The organism is Riemerella anatipestifer, from assembly GCF_035666175.1.
Lineage (GTDB): Bacteria > Bacteroidota > Bacteroidia > Flavobacteriales > Weeksellaceae > Riemerella > Riemerella anatipestifer_D.
Genome location: NZ_CP142016.1, coordinates 2,498,942 through 2,517,121 on the forward strand (window position 1 = coordinate 2,498,942; position 18,180 = coordinate 2,517,121).

The 18,180-nt window shown below is 33.1% G+C and carries 16 protein-coding genes, 1 tRNA gene and 2 pseudogenes; 14 read left to right on the plus strand and 5 right to left on the minus strand.

Annotated elements, in window-relative coordinates; all coding sequences use genetic code 11:
- Window positions 1–4: 4 nt before the first annotated feature.
- The 5 genes and pseudogenes from VIX88_RS12465 to recO form a co-directional block, all read left to right on the plus strand.
- A pseudogene (locus VIX88_RS12465) lies at window positions 5–1,339 on the plus strand (phosphoenolpyruvate carboxylase); the annotation flags it as partial.
- Between the two features lie 85 nt (window positions 1,340–1,424).
- Entirely contained in the window at window positions 1,425–2,303 is an 879-nt protein-coding gene (locus VIX88_RS12470) for an IS982-like element ISRa1 family transposase (RefSeq protein ID WP_127919818.1), read from the plus strand.
- Window positions 2,304–2,337: 34 nt separating this feature from the next.
- Window positions 2,338–3,285: a bifunctional metallophosphatase/5'-nucleotidase gene (locus VIX88_RS12475; RefSeq protein ID WP_064971076.1), complete on the plus strand. Its 948-nt coding sequence runs from the start codon at window positions 2,338–2,340 to the stop codon at window positions 3,283–3,285.
- Window position 3,286: 1 nt separating this feature from the next.
- Window positions 3,287–5,521, plus strand: a complete 2,235-nt coding sequence (locus VIX88_RS12480) for a two-component regulator propeller domain-containing protein (RefSeq protein ID WP_064971077.1) — start codon at window positions 3,287–3,289, stop codon at window positions 5,519–5,521.
- Between the two features lie 11 nt (window positions 5,522–5,532).
- Window positions 5,533–6,210: a DNA repair protein RecO gene (gene recO / locus VIX88_RS12485; protein ID WP_214193923.1), complete on the plus strand. Its 678-nt coding sequence runs from the start codon at window positions 5,533–5,535 to the stop codon at window positions 6,208–6,210.
- 69 nt (window positions 6,211–6,279) lie between these two features.
- Here the strand turns inward: recO and VIX88_RS12490 are convergent.
- From VIX88_RS12490 to VIX88_RS12510, 5 genes and pseudogenes are all read right to left on the minus strand, one after another.
- A tRNA-Met gene (locus VIX88_RS12490) sits at window positions 6,280–6,352 on the minus strand.
- A 137-nt stretch (window positions 6,353–6,489) separates the two neighbouring features.
- Window positions 6,490–7,050: a phosphatase PAP2 family protein gene (locus VIX88_RS12495; protein WP_064964490.1), complete on the minus strand. Its 561-nt coding sequence runs from the start codon at window positions 7,048–7,050 to the stop codon at window positions 6,490–6,492.
- Between the two features lie 6 nt (window positions 7,051–7,056).
- Entirely contained in the window at window positions 7,057–7,398 is a 342-nt protein-coding gene (locus VIX88_RS12500) for a Sec-independent protein translocase subunit TatA/TatB (protein ID WP_064964491.1), read from the minus strand.
- Between the two features lie 38 nt (window positions 7,399–7,436).
- Window positions 7,437–8,654 (minus strand): annotated as a pseudogene (locus tag VIX88_RS12505) (TCR/Tet family MFS transporter).
- Between the two features lie 134 nt (window positions 8,655–8,788).
- Window positions 8,789–9,667: an IS982-like element ISRa1 family transposase gene (locus VIX88_RS12510; RefSeq protein ID WP_127919809.1), complete on the minus strand. Its 879-nt coding sequence runs from the start codon at window positions 9,665–9,667 to the stop codon at window positions 8,789–8,791.
- Window positions 9,668–10,215: 548 nt separating this feature from the next.
- Between VIX88_RS12510 and atpB the strand changes: the two genes are divergently transcribed.
- From atpB to VIX88_RS12555, 9 genes are all read left to right on the plus strand, one after another.
- Window positions 10,216–11,274 carry a F0F1 ATP synthase subunit A gene (gene atpB / locus VIX88_RS12515; RefSeq protein WP_064968365.1) on the plus strand — a complete coding sequence of 353 codons (1,059 nt, stop codon included), beginning with the start codon at window positions 10,216–10,218 and terminating at the stop codon, window positions 11,272–11,274.
- A gap of 55 nt (window positions 11,275–11,329) precedes the next feature.
- Window positions 11,330–11,539 (plus strand): ATP synthase F0 subunit C, encoded by a 210-nt coding sequence (gene atpE, locus VIX88_RS12520; RefSeq protein WP_004919949.1) that lies wholly within the window; start codon window positions 11,330–11,332, stop codon window positions 11,537–11,539.
- 96 nt (window positions 11,540–11,635) lie between these two features.
- Window positions 11,636–12,130 carry a F0F1 ATP synthase subunit B gene (locus tag VIX88_RS12525; protein WP_222535111.1) on the plus strand — a complete coding sequence of 165 codons (495 nt, stop codon included), beginning with the start codon at window positions 11,636–11,638 and terminating at the stop codon, window positions 12,128–12,130.
- Between the two features lie 2 nt (window positions 12,131–12,132).
- On the plus strand, window positions 12,133–12,672 hold the full coding sequence (gene atpH, locus VIX88_RS12530; protein WP_064968363.1) for an ATP synthase F1 subunit delta: 540 nt from the start codon (window positions 12,133–12,135) through the stop codon (window positions 12,670–12,672).
- Window positions 12,673–12,689: 17 nt separating this feature from the next.
- Complete coding sequence (gene atpA, locus VIX88_RS12535; protein ID WP_004919940.1) at window positions 12,690–14,267, plus strand: F0F1 ATP synthase subunit alpha; 1,578 nt, start codon at window positions 12,690–12,692, stop codon at window positions 14,265–14,267.
- Between the two features lie 71 nt (window positions 14,268–14,338).
- Entirely contained in the window at window positions 14,339–15,208 is an 870-nt protein-coding gene (gene atpG, locus VIX88_RS12540) for an ATP synthase F1 subunit gamma (RefSeq protein ID WP_014938498.1), read from the plus strand.
- 162 nt (window positions 15,209–15,370) lie between these two features.
- Window positions 15,371–16,723 carry a hemolysin family protein gene (locus VIX88_RS12545; RefSeq protein WP_153929135.1) on the plus strand — a complete coding sequence of 451 codons (1,353 nt, stop codon included), beginning with the start codon at window positions 15,371–15,373 and terminating at the stop codon, window positions 16,721–16,723.
- Window positions 16,724–16,744: 21 nt separating this feature from the next.
- Window positions 16,745–17,032 (plus strand): ATP-dependent Clp protease adaptor ClpS, encoded by a 288-nt coding sequence (locus tag VIX88_RS12550; protein ID WP_038694318.1) that lies wholly within the window; start codon window positions 16,745–16,747, stop codon window positions 17,030–17,032.
- 10 nt (window positions 17,033–17,042) lie between these two features.
- Window positions 17,043–18,077, plus strand: coding sequence for an SRPBCC family protein (locus VIX88_RS12555; protein WP_064970652.1), 1,035 nt, complete (start codon window positions 17,043–17,045; stop codon window positions 18,075–18,077).
- The last annotated feature ends 103 nt before the right edge of the window (window positions 18,078–18,180 follow it).

Sequence of the window (18,180 nt, forward strand, 5' to 3'; positions counted from 1 at the left end):
TATTATGGAGGATAGAAAAACAAAACTAGAGCGTTTTGAAGAAAGTGTGTTATCTAAATATCAGATTTACAACAGTATTTTTATGACATTACCTTTCAGTGGTGTGTCTAATGTGGGGAGATTTTTGCCTCTGTTTGGCGAAGAATGTAAAAAAGGCTATCAAGATAATAAAACACCTACCGAAATCGTAGAAGAGTTTTTCAAAAAATACGCTCCACAATCCTCCGAAAAAGAAACTAACGACCTTCTGTTTAGGTTTATACAATATATTGAAAGGCAAGTAGTTTTATTTGATGCCATAGAAGATGCCGCCTTTTCCACAGTAAATAATATGGACGGACTGGGCAGTATCCGAAATATGAAAGAGAAAGCCGAAGCTCGTAACAAGGTTACTGAACTTAAAGCTACTCTACAAAAACTTAAAGTAAGACCTGTACTTACTGCTCACCCAACTCAATTCTATCCAGACTCTGTATTGGTTATCATTAACGATTTAACCCAAGCGATTAAAGATAATGACTTAACCACCATCAAAAAACTTCTAGCACAGCTAGGTAAAACGCCTTTCTATAAAAAGGAAAAACCAAGTCCGTTAGATGAAGCTATTGGGCTTATTTGGTATTTAGAAAATGTATTTTACCATTCTATGGGGAATATTTACAGCTATCTTAAAAAACATATTTTGAAAGATGAAGCTCTTAAAAACCCCGTGGTAGAACTAGGCTTTTGGCCCGGAGGCGATAGAGATGGTAACCCTTTTGTAAAACCAGAAACCACTCTAAAAGTAGCAGAGAGACTCAAAAAAAGTATTCTAAAAAACTACTATAAAGACATCAGAGTCCTAAAAAGAAGACTCACTTTTAAAGGAGTGGAACATTTAGTAAAAAATCTAGAAGACCAACTCTATAAAGCAGCATTTTTAGAAGAAGAAAACACTCTAACGCTTCAAGAGTTCAGACAATCTCTTGAAGAAATACGAGCCATTTTAATCTCAGAACATCAATCTCTATTTGTAGATGAGCTAGATGCTTTACTCTATAAAGTTGATATCTTTGGATTCTATTTTGCAAGTCTAGACATCAGACAAGATTCTAGAATCCATCGAATTGTGATAGAAGATATTGCAAAATCTACCTCTGGAAAAATTATTCCCGAGAACTATTCAAGCCTTTCCTGTGAAGAACAAATCCAAGTTTTATCACAAGTAAATGGTGTGTTAGACCTAACCTCATTTAACCAAGAAATCACTAAAGATACCTTAGGTTCTATCCTAATGATGATGGCTATCCAAAAAGAAAATGGAGAAAAAGGTTGCAACAGGTATATTATTAGTAATAACCCGTTGTGCATTATGAAATGAAAAAAACAAGAGTTGTTTATTAGACTGAAAATAAGTATATTGTTTTTGCTATAAAACGATATAAATGAACAACATAGAGCAAATATATGAAAGAATTTTGGAAGTTTTAGGACTTTTTTCAGAAAATCAACTGATTAGTTATCAGAGAAGAACACCTAAAATGAGCGATTTAGAAGTCATAAGTCTTAATATTACTGCTGAATACTTGAGTATTGATAGCGAATTACAGTTCTTTAGAAAATTGCCAAACTCTCTGATAAACAAAATTGAAAGAAGTGTTTACAATAAGCGAAAACGAAGACTATCCCTACAAACAGAGCAAATTAGACAGCGTATTTCGATGGAGTTCAATGAGTTTGAAGATATTTTTATCGTTGATAGCATGCCAATGAAAGTTTGTGAAAACGCTCGTTCTACTCGTTCAAAAATTTGTAAAGAGCAATCCTATTCTTCACCAACATATGGTTATTGTGCTTCACAGAAATTATATTTCTATGGCTATAAACTACACGCAGTATGTTCTTTAAATGGTGTGATTAAGAATTTTGATATAAGCCCTGCATCCGTTCACGACATCCACTATTTAAAAGATATTGGTGAGCAAATGCGAAACTGTACTTTAATTGGAGATAGAGGCTATTTATCAGCAAAAGTTCAAATAGATTTATTTAACTATGCTAATATTAAATTAGATACACCAATGAGAAGTAATCAGAAAGATTATATTCCTCAATTTTCATTGTACAAGAAAAAGCGAAAACGAATTGAGACATTTTTCTCTCAACTTTGCGACCAATTTATGATTAAAAGAAACAATGCTAAAACTTTTGAAGGCTTTAAAACAAGGATAATCAGTAAAATAACCGCCGCAACGGTTATTCAATATATCAATAAATTTATCTTCCAAAGAAAATTAAATCATCTAAAAATCAGTATTATTTAAAATGCACAACGAGTTTTAATAATTAAAAAAAACTATGAACCGTAAAGATTTTATAAAAACAATAGGAGGTGGGACTTTAGCATTATCATTAGTACCTAATACTTTCTTGGCTAATACCACACTTTTCAATAGTTCAGACAAAAAAATAACAATTCTTCATACTAATGACCAACACAGTAGAATAGAACCTTTTGATGCTAATTATACTAGGAATCCTAATCAAGGAGGTTTTGCAAGGAGAGCTCATTTGGTAAAAGAAATTAGACAGCAGGAGCGAAATGTACTACTTTTAGATAGTGGTGATATTTTTCAAGGGACGCCTTACTTTAATATGTTTGGCGGAGAATTAGAGTTTAAACTGATGTCTATGATGGGTTATGATGCCGCTACGATGGGTAACCACGATTTTGATAATGGTTTAGAAGGATTTTTAAAGGCTTTGCCTAATGCTAAATTTCCGTTTATATGCTCTAACTATGATTTTAAAAACACCATACTAGACGGAAAAACGCAACCGTATAAAATTTTTAATAAAGACGGAATCAGAATTGGGATTTTCGGAGTAGGCATAGAACTAGAAGGGCTTGTAGGTAAAAAACAGTATAAAGAAACTGTTTGGCATCACCCTGTAGAAATAGCTCAGCAATACGCTGATATGCTTAGAAATGAAAAGAAATGTGATTTGGTAATCTGCTTGTCTCATATTGGTTATTCTTACAAAGGAGAGCATACCAATAAAATATGTGATGTAGAATTGGCTCAAAAAACAGATAATATAGATTTAATTTTAGGAGGTCATACGCATACTTTTTTACCAGAACCACAATCTTTTATCAATAGAAAAGGAAATAAAGTTTTGATAAATCAAGTGGGTTGGGCTGGTTTATTACTAGGAAGAATAGACTTCTATTTCGATAGCCAAAAGAAGATTAAAAATATAGCTTGGAACAACCAAGTGATAGATGATAAGATAATGGTTTAAGATGAAGAAAATATTTTCGCTTTTAGTACTTAGTGTGAGCTTTTTAGTATTAGCTCAAGAGAGCAAATGGCAAGATTTGTTTTCATATAACTATATTGTTAAAATAGAACAAGATGGAACAGAGCTTATTACGGCTACTAAAAGCGGTTTATTTTACTATAATGTAGCTTCTGGAGAGATTAGGAAATTGTCAAAAGCTAATGGGCTTCATGAGGTTGGTATTACGGCGTTTGACTATAATCCCGATACTAAAATAGGGTTGATAGGCTACGAAACAGGAGCTTTAGATATTGTTACACCTAATGGAGTTAATTTAATTGTAGATATTCCTATAACAAGGAGTTATCAAGGTTCAAAAAAAATCAATCATATCTTTATAAAAGATAATCTAGCGATAATTTCGGCAGGTTATGGGGTTTCTATCTTTAATTTGGATAAAAAAGAGTTTGAGGAAACTGTATTTTTTCAGGAAGGGAACAATTTTATAGCCTCAAATGAAGCTTTTGTAAAAGATAATGTGGTGTATGCTTCTACATCTAGAGGACTTTATTCTCACAAAATAGATTTGGAATTTTCTATTTATCTCACTTGGCAAAGGCTTAATGCATTTGATTTATTGCAATCTGATACCAATGGACAGGATTATCTATTTGCCACAAAAACAGAAATCTATTTTGGAAATAATTTTCAGCGTTTACCATATTCTTTTACTAACATTAAAGATGTGGTGTACCAAACCAACAGTTTTTTAGTTTGTGATGTAAATAAAATTTATCAATTTTCTACTGATGGTATTTTGCAAAACACTTATGATTTTTCATCTTATTATCTTACGACAGGCGCTATGTATGATGGTAAGTTGTTTGTAGGAACGGCTTTTTCAGGCATTTTAGACCAAAATTTTATTAGTATTAAACCAGATGGACCATATAGTAATACAGCTTCCCGAATTACTCTTGCTGATGATAAAATATGGGTAGCTGCGGGTAGAAAGGGAAGCTATTACCAGGTAATTTATGACAATAATTTAGGTTATTACTACTACGACGGAACTCGTTGGGTGTATCCACAGTATTTTTTAGATAATTCACAGCTAGCATTCAATATTTTAGATATTGCTGTTAATCCTTCTAACCCAAGCGAAATTTATTTTACTAATTATGTGCAGAGAAATTCCAAGGGAGTTTATAAAATGATTGATAATAAGCTCTCAAAAGTTTTTAATACTTCTAGTGCTCAATGGTATAATGTTCCAGAGTACTTGGTCTTCGATAAAAATAATAATTTATTTGCCACTTTTTCTTTTTTCGAAGGAGATGTAAATTTTGGAGGAATGTACTTTATTTCTCGAGATGACTCTAGATTTGAAACTATAAAAACAGCAAATATAAAAACTAGCTCGTCGGGTATACTAGCTTTTAATGATAGACTTTTCATAGGTGGACCTAGAGTATCAGAGGGAGGTCTGTTAATTTATTATTTTAACAACACGCCTACTCGTTTTGATGATGATTTGAAACAAATTTTAAGAGTTGAAGAAGGCTTACCTTCCGCATCAGTAACAGCTATGGCGATGGATAAAAACAATAGTCTATGGTTAGGTTCTACAACAGGACTTAGAATTCTTCCGAATGCTCTGAGCGATTTGTACGGAACTAAAGTAAAAGTAAATCCCATAGTTATTACTCAAAATGGCATAGCGGAAGAGCTTTTTAAAGATGCAGAAATTTTGAGTATAGCGGTAGATTCTGGTAATAATAAGTGGGTATCTGTAAATGGAGGAGGTGTGTTCTTTCTAAGTGCTGATGGACAGAAGGTTTACAATCATTTTACCAAAGCTAATTCTCCTCTTCCTTCGGACGAAGTTACAGATATTAAAATAAACGATAAAACAGGACAGGTTTATTTTGCAACTAGTAATGGTATAGTGGTTTATAAAGGCGATGTAGCTAATGTAACCTCAAAATTTGGGGAAGTAGTAGTTTATCCTAACCCTGTGGTTTATAGCCAGTTTAAGGGAAATGTAAAAATAAAAGGACTGGCTGAAAAAACCAATATTCGTATTACAGATGCTGCGGGTAATTTAATTCATCAAGCGGTTTCTAGAAATGGTTATTACGAATGGAATCTACAAAATCAAAGAGGTTCTCGTGTGGCTTCAGGGATTTATTTTGTATTGATGACCAACGAAGACGGTACAGATAAAGCAACAGCGAAAATAGCAGTGGTTAATTAAATACACTAAAATTGCAATCTTTACAAGGGTTTATACTATCTTATACTAAATATAATGATTCTGGTGCGGTGCTTCGTGTTTTAGAAAGAGAAGCGGGTATTCAGTCTTACTTTGTTAAGAATATTTATCTGGCTCGGAATAAGCAGAAAGTGTATCTTATGCCTTTAATGGGGGTGGATTTTAATGTTTCCAAAACCAAAAGTGGAGCATTACCATTAGTAAACCAAATTTCTCCTTCAGAAATATCAAAGATGATAGATTTCACTTTGGTTAATAATGCTCAAATGACTCTTTTAGCAGAGTTTATTCTAAAAACGGTTCCTTATGAAGTTGTGGAAGATAGTCTTTATCAATGTGTGGAAGATTTTTATATCAATATGGACAATAAAAACGCACTGATATTTTCCATTTATTCCATAATAAAGAATATTGGTTATGGATTTTTATTTACAGAAGGTACTTTCTTTGATTTAAAAAATGGGTGCTTTCAAGAGGTAGAAAATGAGTTTACTATCAACAGAGTTTTGTCAGATATATTAAAAAATATAGAAAGTTTGGCATTTATTAAAACTCCGATAGATACTAGTGAGAGAAGAGATATAATAGATGTTCTAATGAGATATTGTAAGTATCATATTCCTGAATTTAGTGAGCCTAAATCGTTGGATATTTTTAGAGAAGTTTTTTAAACTAAGAGGTAAAGAGGTAATCATAAAAATAAAAAAAGGATGATAATTTATCATCCTTTTTCTCAGTAGTAGCGGGGACACGACTCGAACGTGCGACCTCAGGGTTATGAGCCCTGCGAGCTACCTACTGCTCCACCCCGCGATATTGTGATGCAAATATACGACGATTTTTTTAAATACCAAAAAAATAGAATGAAAATGTTTCTATTTATTGTAACTAGTTGATTATTAGTTTTATTTTCTTAGTATTATTGCTTAATTATAAAAGGGAAGGAATATTTAAAGCCTTTTAGGTTTACTCGCATAAAGTGCCAAACTCCCAAAAAAGCCACCTAAGAGAAAACCAACCATCGCTCCGTAAATAATATCTAGTGGATAATGAACTCCTAAATAAATTCTACTATAAGCTACAAAAGATGCCCAAGCGAATACCATTAGTCCGAAAAATTTAATCCTTTTAGAAAAAATAAGGTTCATAAAAGAAGCTATAAAGAAGCTGTTAGAAGCGTGTGCTGAATAAAAACCAAAAGGCCCACCGCATTTTACTTCTCTTACTAATCCCTCTAAGATTGGTTCGTGGCACGGACGAAATCTATGAACTCCTATTTTAAAAATATTAGCAATCTGGTCGGAAGTAATAATTCCTAGAGTAATAAATAGGAGGATATAAATGACTTTTTTCTTCTCGTAGTTTTTTATGATGAGATATAAAAATATAAAATAGAGAGGCAACCAAGTAAGTTTGCCTGATACCATAACCCAAAAGGTGTCAAAATAGGTATTACCTAATCCATTTAGATAAAGAAAGAGAGATTGGTCAAGCTCTATGATTTTGTGCATATTACTCTATCTGCTTACAGGTCCTTCGTGAGCGTCGTCTAGTTGTGATATACTAGTTTTTTTATCTAGATTTACAATATCGTTGGTCGCTTCGGTAAGGTCTTTCTTAATATCGTTCAAAGGATTTATCTCCTGTACGGATTGTTTTACCTGCTCAATTTCCTTTTTTATTTCAGATACAGGATTGTCTGTCTCCTTCATGATTTCGGTTTTGATGTCTTCCATTGCAGACTTCATTTTTCTAACACCTTCACCTAACCCACGAGCTATTTCTGGGATCTTTTTAGGTCCAAAAAGCACTAATACTACTAGTGCTATTACTAACATTTCACTAAAACTAAAATCCATTCTGCTAAATTACAAATAAAAGTATGAAACGAAAAAAATTATTTTTTATTTTTATAAAATCCACGGTAAACTATATAGGTGCTAATACTCATTAAAATAAATCCAACAAAGAAAGGGGCACCAGCAAACTTAAAAGGAGCATCGTTATGAGTGAAATAGTAAAAAATATTTGTCATAAGAGGCGGACCAATAATACTCGTGAGACTAATAATGCTGGTAAGTGCTCCTTGTAGGTCGCCTTGCTCACTCGCAGATACTTTTGTGGAAATAACGGATTGTAAAGAGGGACCAGCAATTCCTCCCAAACAATAAATCCCAAGAATGGCAAACATCATCCAACTGCTTCCTGCAAATGAGAAAAGCAGCATTCCTAAACTATACATACCAATGCCATAAAAGATACTTCTTTCATTACCTATTTTGGGATTTACTTTTCTCAGTATAACCCCTTGTACTAAAGCTGTTAATCCTCCCATTACACCTAGTGAAATCCCCACTGTTTTTTCACTCCAACCAAATCTATAAATACCAAAATAAGCCCAGTTAGTTTGTACTGCATGTGAGGCAATATAGACTAAGAATCAAGCTAATATAAGTTTATACAACTCAGAGTATTTTCTTAGCTGTAGAAGAGAGCCTATGGGGTTAGCTCTTTTCCAATTAAATTTCCGTCTGTGTTCTTTGGAAAGACTTTCAGGCAGTATAAAAAAACCGTACAGAAAGTTGATAAGGCAAAGTGCACCTGCTGCTAAAAAAGGTATTCTGGCACCATAATGTCCTAATACACCTCCAAGTACGGGACCAATAATAAAACCTAGCCCAAATGTAGCTCCAATAATTCCGAAGTTTTTTGAACGATCTTGCTCTGTACTTATATCTGCAATGTAGGCACTGGCGGTTGTGATGCTTGCTCCTGTAATACCGGATAGAAGACGACCTATAAACAACCATAAAATGCTAGGAGCCCAAGCTTGTAGAAAAAAGTTTGCTGAAAAACCTAATAGCAAGAATAGGATAACAGGACGCCGTCCAAATTGGTCACTTAAATTACCCAATACTGGAGCAAAAATAAATTGCATAACCGCATAAGCGAAACTCAACCACCCCCCATACTTAGAAGCAAGACTAATATCTCCATTGATGAGTTCTTCTATCAATTTAGGTACTACAGGTATAATAATGCCCCAGCCTGTAATGTCTATAAGGAGAGTAATAAAAATAAAGCTAATAGCTGCAGACTTATGAGGCTTTTCCATATTTTTAAAATAAGGAGCAAAATTAAATAAAATTTGCCTTCAAAAATCAAAATATAAGAGTTATTATTTAAGTAGGTATTTGTATTGAATTATTTTTTTTTGGAATCATTGTGTAATATCACTCGTTGTGCATTTTAAATAATACTGATTTTTAGATGATTTAATTTTCTTTGGAAGATAAATTTATTGATATATTGAATAACCGTTGCGGCGGTTATTTTACTGATTATCCTTGTTTTAAAGCCTTCAAAAGTTTTAGCATAGTTTCTTTTAATCATAAATTGGTCGCAAAGTTGAGAGAAAAATGTCTCAATTCGTTTTCGCTTTTTCTTGTACAATGAAAATTGAGGAATATAATCTTTCTGATTACTTCTCATTGGTGTATCTAATTTAATATTAGCATAGTTAAATAAATCTATTTGAACTTTTGCTGATAAATAGCCTCTATCTCCAATTAAAGTACAGTTTCGCATTTGCTCACCACTATCTTTTAAATAGTGGATGTCGTGAACGGATGCAGGGCTTATATCAAAATTCTTAATCACACCATTTAAAGAACATACTGCGTGTAGTTTATAGCCATAGAAATATAATTTCTGTGAAGCACAATAACCATATGTTGGTGAAGAATAGGATTGCTCTTTACAAATTTTTGAACGAGTAGAACGAGCGTTTTCACAAACTTTCATTGGCATGCTATCAACGATAAAAATATCTTCAAACTCATTGAACTCCATCGAAATACGCTGTCTAATTTGCTCTGTTTGTAGGGATAGTCTTCGTTTTCGCTTATTGTAAACACTTCCTTCAATTTTGTTTATCAGAGAGTTTGGCAATTTTCTAAATAACTGTAATTCGCTATCAATACTCAAGTATTCAGCAGTAATATTAAGACTTATGACTTCTAAATCGCTCATTTTAGGTGTTCTTCTCTGATAACTAATCAGTTGATTTTCTGAAAAAAGTCCTAAAACTTCCAAAATTCTTTCATATATTTGCTCTAAGTTGTTCATTTATATCGTTTTATAGCAAAAACAATATACTGATTTTCAGTCTAATAAACAACTCTTGTTTTTTTCATTTCATAATGCACAACGGGTTAATAGACTATTTTTGTCGAATGAAATATTTACGTCAAATTTTACTATTTATTTTAATCTATTGTATAGTAGCTATTTTTTGTATTGTTGGACAATCTCTATTGTTTCAATATCCGTTGTCGTTACATTTTTTGATTGCTTTTCTACATTTTTTAGGTCTTATAACGGTGGGAGGAGTTGGTTTATTCAAAAAGGATATTATGGGATTTGTCTACATGGCATTTATGATACTGAAAATGGGTGCTTTTTTATATCTTTTTTATGTTTTTCCTGACCTGAAAAAACAACTTATGGTATCTGTGGGGCTTTATTTTTTCTATCTTTTAATAGAAACAGTTTTGATAATCAGTCTGATTTCTAAAAATCTTAAAAGCCAACAAAAATCATAAAATTTTAATTTTTTTTAATTTGAAAATATAAAATCAATTTCCTACTTTTGCAGAAATTATAAACTGAAGAAAATGCACTTCAAGAGAGTTATTTTATTGTTAACCATTTTTATGATGGGTTGGGCTAATGCCTCTACCGAGACTAAACAACCTGGAGAGAAGTATAATCCAGTTCCAGACATTATGCATCACATCTCAGACTCCCACAGTTGGCATCTTTGGGGAGAAGGAGATAAAAGTATCGGGTTTTCTTTACCTGTGATACTTTGGGATAATGGATTGAAGATTTTTTCTTCATCTCATTTTGGTCATCACGAGGATGAGGTAGCTCAAGTAGATGGTAACTACTATAAGTTATACCATAATAAAGTATACAAAACTGATGCCAATGGTACTTTAGAGATGCATGATGGGCATCCTTCCAATGAAAGACCATTGGATTTTTCTATAACTAAAAATGTAGCACAAACTTTATTAGCTGCTGTTTTACTAATTATTTTAGCTTTTGCTACTAAGTCTAGCTACACTTCTAATGGAGTTCCTAGAGGGATAGCTAAATTTTTGGAGCCTTTAGTGCTTTTCGTGAGAGATGACATTGCTCTAGAGAATATTGGGACTAAAAAGTATCTAAAGTATACGCCGTATTTAGTAACGCTGTTCTTATTTATATGGATTGTTAACTTACTTGGGCTTATTCCAGGTGCAGCCAATGTTTCAGGTAATATTGCCTTTACAATGGTGTTGGCAGTTCTTACATTTATTATAGTAACATTTAGTGGTAAAAAGACTTATTGGTCGCACATATTTGACCCACTAGGGAACAATATGCCGTGGGCAGGTAAAGCTTTAGTTTATGTTATCTTGGTACCAGTAGAGATTTTAGGTATGTTTACCAAGCCTTTTGCGTTGATGATTCGTCTTTTTGCGAATATGACGGCAGGGCACATCGTGATCTTGAGTTTAATATCTCTTATATTTATAATGGAAACTTATGCTATCGCACCAGTTTCTATCATGCTTACTCTTTTTATAAACACTTTAGAGTTATTGGTAGCAGCTTTGCAGGCATATATCTTTACATTACTTACAGCTCTATTTATAGGAATGGCAGTAGAAGAAGGACATCATTAAAATTAAGTTAAAGAAAATAAAAAATAATTAATATCAACCTTTTAAATTTAAAGTTATGACAGGTAGTATCGCAGCAATCGGAGCTGGTTTAGCAGTTCTAGGTGTAGGATTAGGAATTGGTAAAATTGGTGGTCACGCAATGGACGCTATTGCTAGACAACCAGAACAATCAGGAAAAATCCAAACTGCAATGATTATCGCAGCAGCTCTTATCGAGGGTGCTGGTCTATTCGGTATCGTAGTAGCATTACTAGGAAACGGATAATCTAAAAACTGAAAAGCGTACAGACGGTTGGTCTGTCGCTTTTCTTTTGATTTTAAGAAAAATTAAATAACAATATAAATTAATATCTTAAATAATATGGATTTATTAATTCCTTCAGAAGGTAACCTTATATGGTCTTTAGTGGTTTTCCTTATTTTAGTACTTTTACTATCTAAGTTTGCATGGAAACCTATCCTTAAAACGGTTAATGATAGAGAGACTTCTATTGCAGATGCTTTGAATCAAGCAAAATTAGCTAAAAAGGAGATGGAAGATTTAAAAGCGGATAATGAGAGAATTATTCGTGAAGCTAAGGTAGAAAGAGATGCTATACTAAAAGAAGCTAGAGAGATTAAGGATAGAATTGTAAATGAAGCTAAAGAGGTAGCTAAAGTAGAAGGTGATAAAATGATTGCGGCTGCGAAGCAATCAATAGCAGCAGAGAAGTCTGCGGCTATGGCTGATATTAAAAACCAAGTGGGTGCTTTATCTCTAAGTATAGCCGAAACTATTCTTAAACAAAAATTAGATAATACTGAAGCTCAAAATGCTTTAGTAGAGAATATGTTGAATAAATCTAATCTTAACTAAAAATGAGAACATCTAAAGTAGCCAAAAGATATGCTAAGGGTCTTTTGGATTTTGCCCAAGAGTCTCAGCAAACCTCTACTGTGTTTTCTGATATGAAAACCGTAGTTAAGATTATGAGTGAGAGTAAAGAACTTAACCGTTTTTTACAAACACCTTTCATTGACTATAAGAAAAAAATAGCGGTAGCTAAAGAAATTTTTAAAGGACTTAGTGCTACTAGTCAAAATTTAATTTCGTTAGTTATCCGTCAAGGTAGAGAGGCTCAGCTTAAGTTTATAGCACAAGATTTTATAGATAAAGTAGAAGATATCAACGGAGTACAAAGAATTACTTTGACAACTGCGGCTTCTCTTTCTCAAGAAAATATTGATAAAATATTAAAATCATCTAGTCTTGTGAATTCTGGAGCATCTCATGATTTAAAAATCAATGTAAATCCAGATTTATTAGGTGGGTATGTTTTGAGAGTAGGAGACCAACAGTTAGATACTTCAGTAAGAACTAAGTTGGCTCAGATGAAAAAAGAATTTCAGTTGAATTAAGAAAAAATAACCATACAATGGCAGAAATAAATCCAGCAGAAGTATCTGCAATTTTAAAACAGCAATTAGCAAATTTTGATACTCAATCTAATGTTGAGGAGGTAGGTACAGTGCTTCAAATAGGAGACGGTATTGCTCGTGTATATGGACTAGAAAATGTACAATACGGTGAGCTTGTTAAATTTGAAAGTGGTATTGAAGGAATTGTATTAAACTTAGAAGAAGATAATGTAGGGGTTGCTCTACTAGGAGAGTCTAAACAAGTAAAAGAAGGGGATACTGTTAAAAGAACTAACAGAATTTCTTCTATCAAAGTAGGAGAGGGTATGTTGGGAAGAGTTGTAGATACTCTAGGTAACCCTATAGATGGTAAAGGTCCTATTGGAGGAGAGCTTTATGAGATGCCTTTGGAAAGAAAAGCACCAGGGGTTATCTACAGGCAGCCAGTTAATGAGCCTTTGCAAACAGGTATCGTAGCGGTTGACTCTATGATTCCTATCGGAAGAGGTCAGAGAGAGCTTATCATTGGTGACCGTCAAACAGGTAAAACTACTGTAGCGATAGATACGATTCTTAACCAAAAAGAGTTTTATGACGCTGGTGAACCTGTATTCTGTATTTATGTTGCAGTAGGTCAAAAAGGTTCTACTGTAGCACAAATTGTTAAAACATTAGAGGATAAAGGAGCTATGGCTTATACAGTAGTAGTAGCAGCTAATGCTTCAGACCCTTCACCTATGCAGGTATATGCTCCTATGGCAGGTGCTGCTATTGGGGAGTACTTCCGTGATACAGGTCGTCCTGCTCTTATCGTTTATGATGATTTATCTAAGCAAGCCGTAGCTTATCGTGAGCTTTCACTTTTATTAAGAAGACCACCAGGTCGTGAGGCTTATCCAGGGGACGTATTCTACTTACACTCTAGACTTTTAGAAAGAGCTGCTAAGGTAATTGCTGATGATAGCATTGCTAAGCAAATGAACGACCTTCCTGATTCTTTAAAACCAATCGTTAAAGGAGGAGGTTCTCTTACTGCATTACCAATTATTGAGACTCAGGCGGGAGACGTATCTGCTTATATCCCTACTAACGTAATCTCTATTACAGATGGACAGATATTCTTAGAGTCAGATTTATTTAACTCAGGGGTACGTCCTGCAATCAACGTAGGTATCTCTGTATCTAGAGTAGGAGGTAACGCTCAGATTAAATCAATGAAAAAAGTATCAGGTACACTTAAGTTAGATCAAGCACAATATAAAGAATTAGAAGCGTTTGCTAAATTCGGTTCTGACCTTGATGCTGCAACTTTAGCGGTAATCACAAAAGGTGAGAAAAATGTGGAAATTCTTAAGCAACCAGTGAACTCTCCACTACCTGTAGATAGCCAAGTGGCGATGATTTACGCTGGTACAGAAAACTTATTGAGAAATGTACCTGTAAATAAGGTTAAAGAGTTCCAAAAAGAATATGTAGAATTCTTAAGGTCTAAGCACCCTGACACTATGGCTAAGATTAAGGCTGGTAAAATTGATGATGAAATTACAGGTGTGCTAAGACAAGCTGCTAATGATTTAGCATCTAAGTATAACTAAAAATAACTCATAATTCCGAGTTTAGAAAATAATTTTTAAACTCGGAGTTTTAAATTTTGAATCCATAAAATATGGCAAATTTAAAAGAAATACGAGGGCGAATAACTTCCATCTCTTCTACGATGCAGATTACAAGTGCGATGAAAATGGTTTCCGCTGCGAAACTAAAGAAAGCACAAGATGCCATCGTGATGTTGAGACCTTATTCTGAAAAGCTACAGGAAATTATTGAGAATGTAAATACAAGTTCAGATGCAGATAAGGTTTCTATCTACGCTAAACAAAGAGAAGTAAAGAGAGTATTGTATATTGCAATATCTTCTAACAGAGGTTTAGCAGGAGCATTTAACTCTTCTATTATTAAAGAGCTTAATGCTCAGTTATCACAAAATTCTGATAAGAAGGTAGAGGTGATTACTATAGGTAAGAAGGTTTATGATGCAGTAAAGAAGATTAGAACTCCATATAGTAATGAAAGCCATATCTTTGATAATCTTAGCTTTGAGGCGGTTGCTAATATTGTTTATGGAGTGATGAAAGATTTCCGTGAGGAGAGATTTGATGAAGTGTATCTTATTTATAACAAATTCTTAAATGCTGCTACCCAAACAGTACAAACGGAAAAACTTTTGCCTATAGCAATTAAGGATTCTGAAGAAGGTGATAAAGCTATAGAAACTGATTATCTTTTCGAACCAAATAGAAATGAGATTTTAGATGTACTTATTCCTAAGTCTATAAAAACTCAAGTTTATAAAGCTGTTTTAGATTCTATCGCTTCAGAACATGGAGCTAGAATGACAGCAATGCATAAGGCAACAGATAACGCCCAAGCTCTTAAGAATGAATTAGTAATTTACTATAATAAAGCCCGTCAGGCAGCTATTACTAATGAGATTTTAGAGATTGTTTCTGGTGCTGAGGCTCTTAAGAACGGGTAATAATCATTTAAAATAAATAATAAAAAGGTATTAGAAATTTTTCTAGTACCTTTTTTATATTATATGATGTTACAAATACAATATTGCTGAAAATTATAGAGATTATATATTGTTGTTAAAAAAATATTTATCTTTGCATATCACTATAATTTATAAAATTAAATGGATCCCGACAGTATAGTCAAAATTTTTATCGCAATTTTTTTAGTTCTACTAAATGGCTTTTTCGTAGCTGCCGAGTTCTCAATAGTTAAAGTACGCTATTCTCAAATTCAAATTAAAGCTGCCGAAGGTAATGCTATGGCAAAACAGGCAGAAGACATCATCAAAAACTTAGATGCCTATCTTTCTGCTACGCAGTTGGGGATTACTCTAGCCTCTTTAGCATTAGGTTGGGTGGGAGAAAGTGCACTTCATCATATTATAGAAGGTTTGTTTAAGTACTTTAGTATCAGTGTAGATACTACTACGGTTACCACAGTATCTTTGGTACTTAGTTTCCTTATTATTACCGTGATGCATATAGTATTTGGAGAGTTGGTTCCCAAATCTATAGCGATACGAAAGGCAGAAGAAACTACTTTGTTCATTGCGGCACCGCTCAAATTGTTCTATAATATTTTTAGACCATTTATATGGTTAATGAACTCTATTTCTAATGCTTTTTTAAGATTGATAAAGATAAACCCTGCCTCAGAGCATGAAATACATTCTACTGAAGAATTACAACTTCTAGTAAAGCAAAGTGCTGATGGTGGTGAGATAGAAGAGGAAAATTACGAAATTATAAAGAACGCTTTTGATTTTACAGACCATTCTGCAAAGCAGATTATGGTGCCACGCCAGAATATTTTATCTATTGATATAGAAACTTCGATAGATGAAATTATAGAAATTATAATGGAAAGTGGGTACTCTCGTATTCCTGTTTATGAAGGTTCTATAGATAATGTGATAGGTATATTTTATACCAAAGAAATTATTAGAAACTATATTAAAACCAAAGGAGAGCTTACCCATGAAGATTTGAGAGGTTTCTTAAGAGAGGCTTATTTTGTAGTTGGAAGCAAAAAAAATTCTGACTTATTGAAGAGTTTTCAGCTTAAAAAACAACATATTGCTATTGTGATAGATGAGTTTGGAGGTACAGAAGGTATTATCACACTAGAGGATATATTGGAAGAATTGGTGGGAGAGATACAAGATGAGGAAGATGAAGAAGAAAAGATAGTAGATAAAATAGGGGAAAATACTTATTGGGTTAAAGCTACACAACCACTCGAAGAAATTAACGATTTTTTACCAAAACCACTACCTGAAGAGGGTGAGTTTAATACTTTAGCAGGTTTTATACTTCATCGTTTGGAAGAAATTCCAGAGGAAAATCAAGAGTTTGATTTTGAAAATTACCATTTTAAAATACTTAAAATGAATAATAAAAGTGTAGAAATGGTAGAGCTTACCTATGATGATAGCTTTTTTGGAGAATCGGGGGAAGGAACTAATGCTAACTAGTAGCTATTTCAAACTATGAAGATGGTTTTTCAAAATATCCCTAATAAAGAGAACGAAGAAGAGGTTAGTGTCTTGTCTTCCACGGAAGCGATGCATAAACTTGTATTGCATAATGATGATTTTAACACTTTTGATTTCGTTATAGAATCTCTTATGGAGGTATGTGCTCATACATTAGAACAGGCAGAACAATGTACGTTCTTGGTACATTATAAAGGCAAATGTACTGTGAAAACAGGTAATTTAGAACTGATTCAGCCTATGCATAAAAAACTACTTTTAAGAGGGCTATCTAGTGAAATAATCTAAAAATAATCTCATGCGTTGGTTGAAGTTTGTTTTAGTTTTAGGGGTGCTTTTGGCAGGTGTTTATGCGGTCTCCATGTTGTTTGTTGATGAGAGCAAATCCTTTAAAGTAGAAAGAGAACTTGATTATCCCATAGATAAAGTTTATCCACAATTTAGTAACTTTCAGAATCTTACCAGGTGGTATCAGTACTTTACCCAAAATCCTAAATTGAAATTTGAATACTTTTTACCTTATGAAGGGCAGGGAAGTTCTATGAACTTTGTAGATGCTAAAGAAGGGGTAGGAATGGTATTTATTAGATATGAAAACTTTGAAAAAACTCTGAGATACGAGTTTTTTGATGCGGATACTAATGCACCTCTCAAAGTAGATATTAAATTTTTGCCAAAAGGAGAAAAAACGAGATTGATATGGATGGTAACCACACCAAAGAAAGCACTTCTAGAACGTTATGTTAATCTGTTTTCAGTAGAAAATTTTGAGGGAATGGTAGATGAGAGTCTTCGAAATTTAAAAGCGGTATTGAGTAATAAGGTGGATAAAATGGAAGTTTTAACCAATATCAAATATGATAGCCTTATGGTAGAAAATCAAGAAGCTGCCATTTTAGTAGGAATAAATGCCAATACTCAGAATAAAAACAAAACTATTTATTTTAAAGATTTAGTTAAAAACCATCATAAGGTAGTCAATTTTGTGATGAATGACTTGGGTAAAAAAGAAGATGAATTTGGTTTTCCTATGCTCATTACTCAAGCCAAAAGCTATAAAGATAAAGAGGTAAGCTATTTTTATGGAATACCACTGTCTAAAAAAACAGAGATTACAGATAACAACTTTACTTATCATATGCAGGATGCTTCTAGATTGTATGTGATGTATTATAAGGGAGATTATGCTAATAGGGTTTCGGTTATCAATAAGTTATTAAAAAAAGCAGAGGAAGACAGCTTAAGGACAGGTAAATTACAAGAGGTCTTTATAGAAACACCTGTAGAGAATAAACCAGTATTGCTAAAAATAGCATTACCAGTATCGTCTTAAGAGACATAAAAGAAAAAATAAACTTTGATTATTGGAGTTTTCCGAATCGTTTTTTTTTAATAAATTTGTGCATCATATAAAAAGTTAAATTTAAAAAACAGAT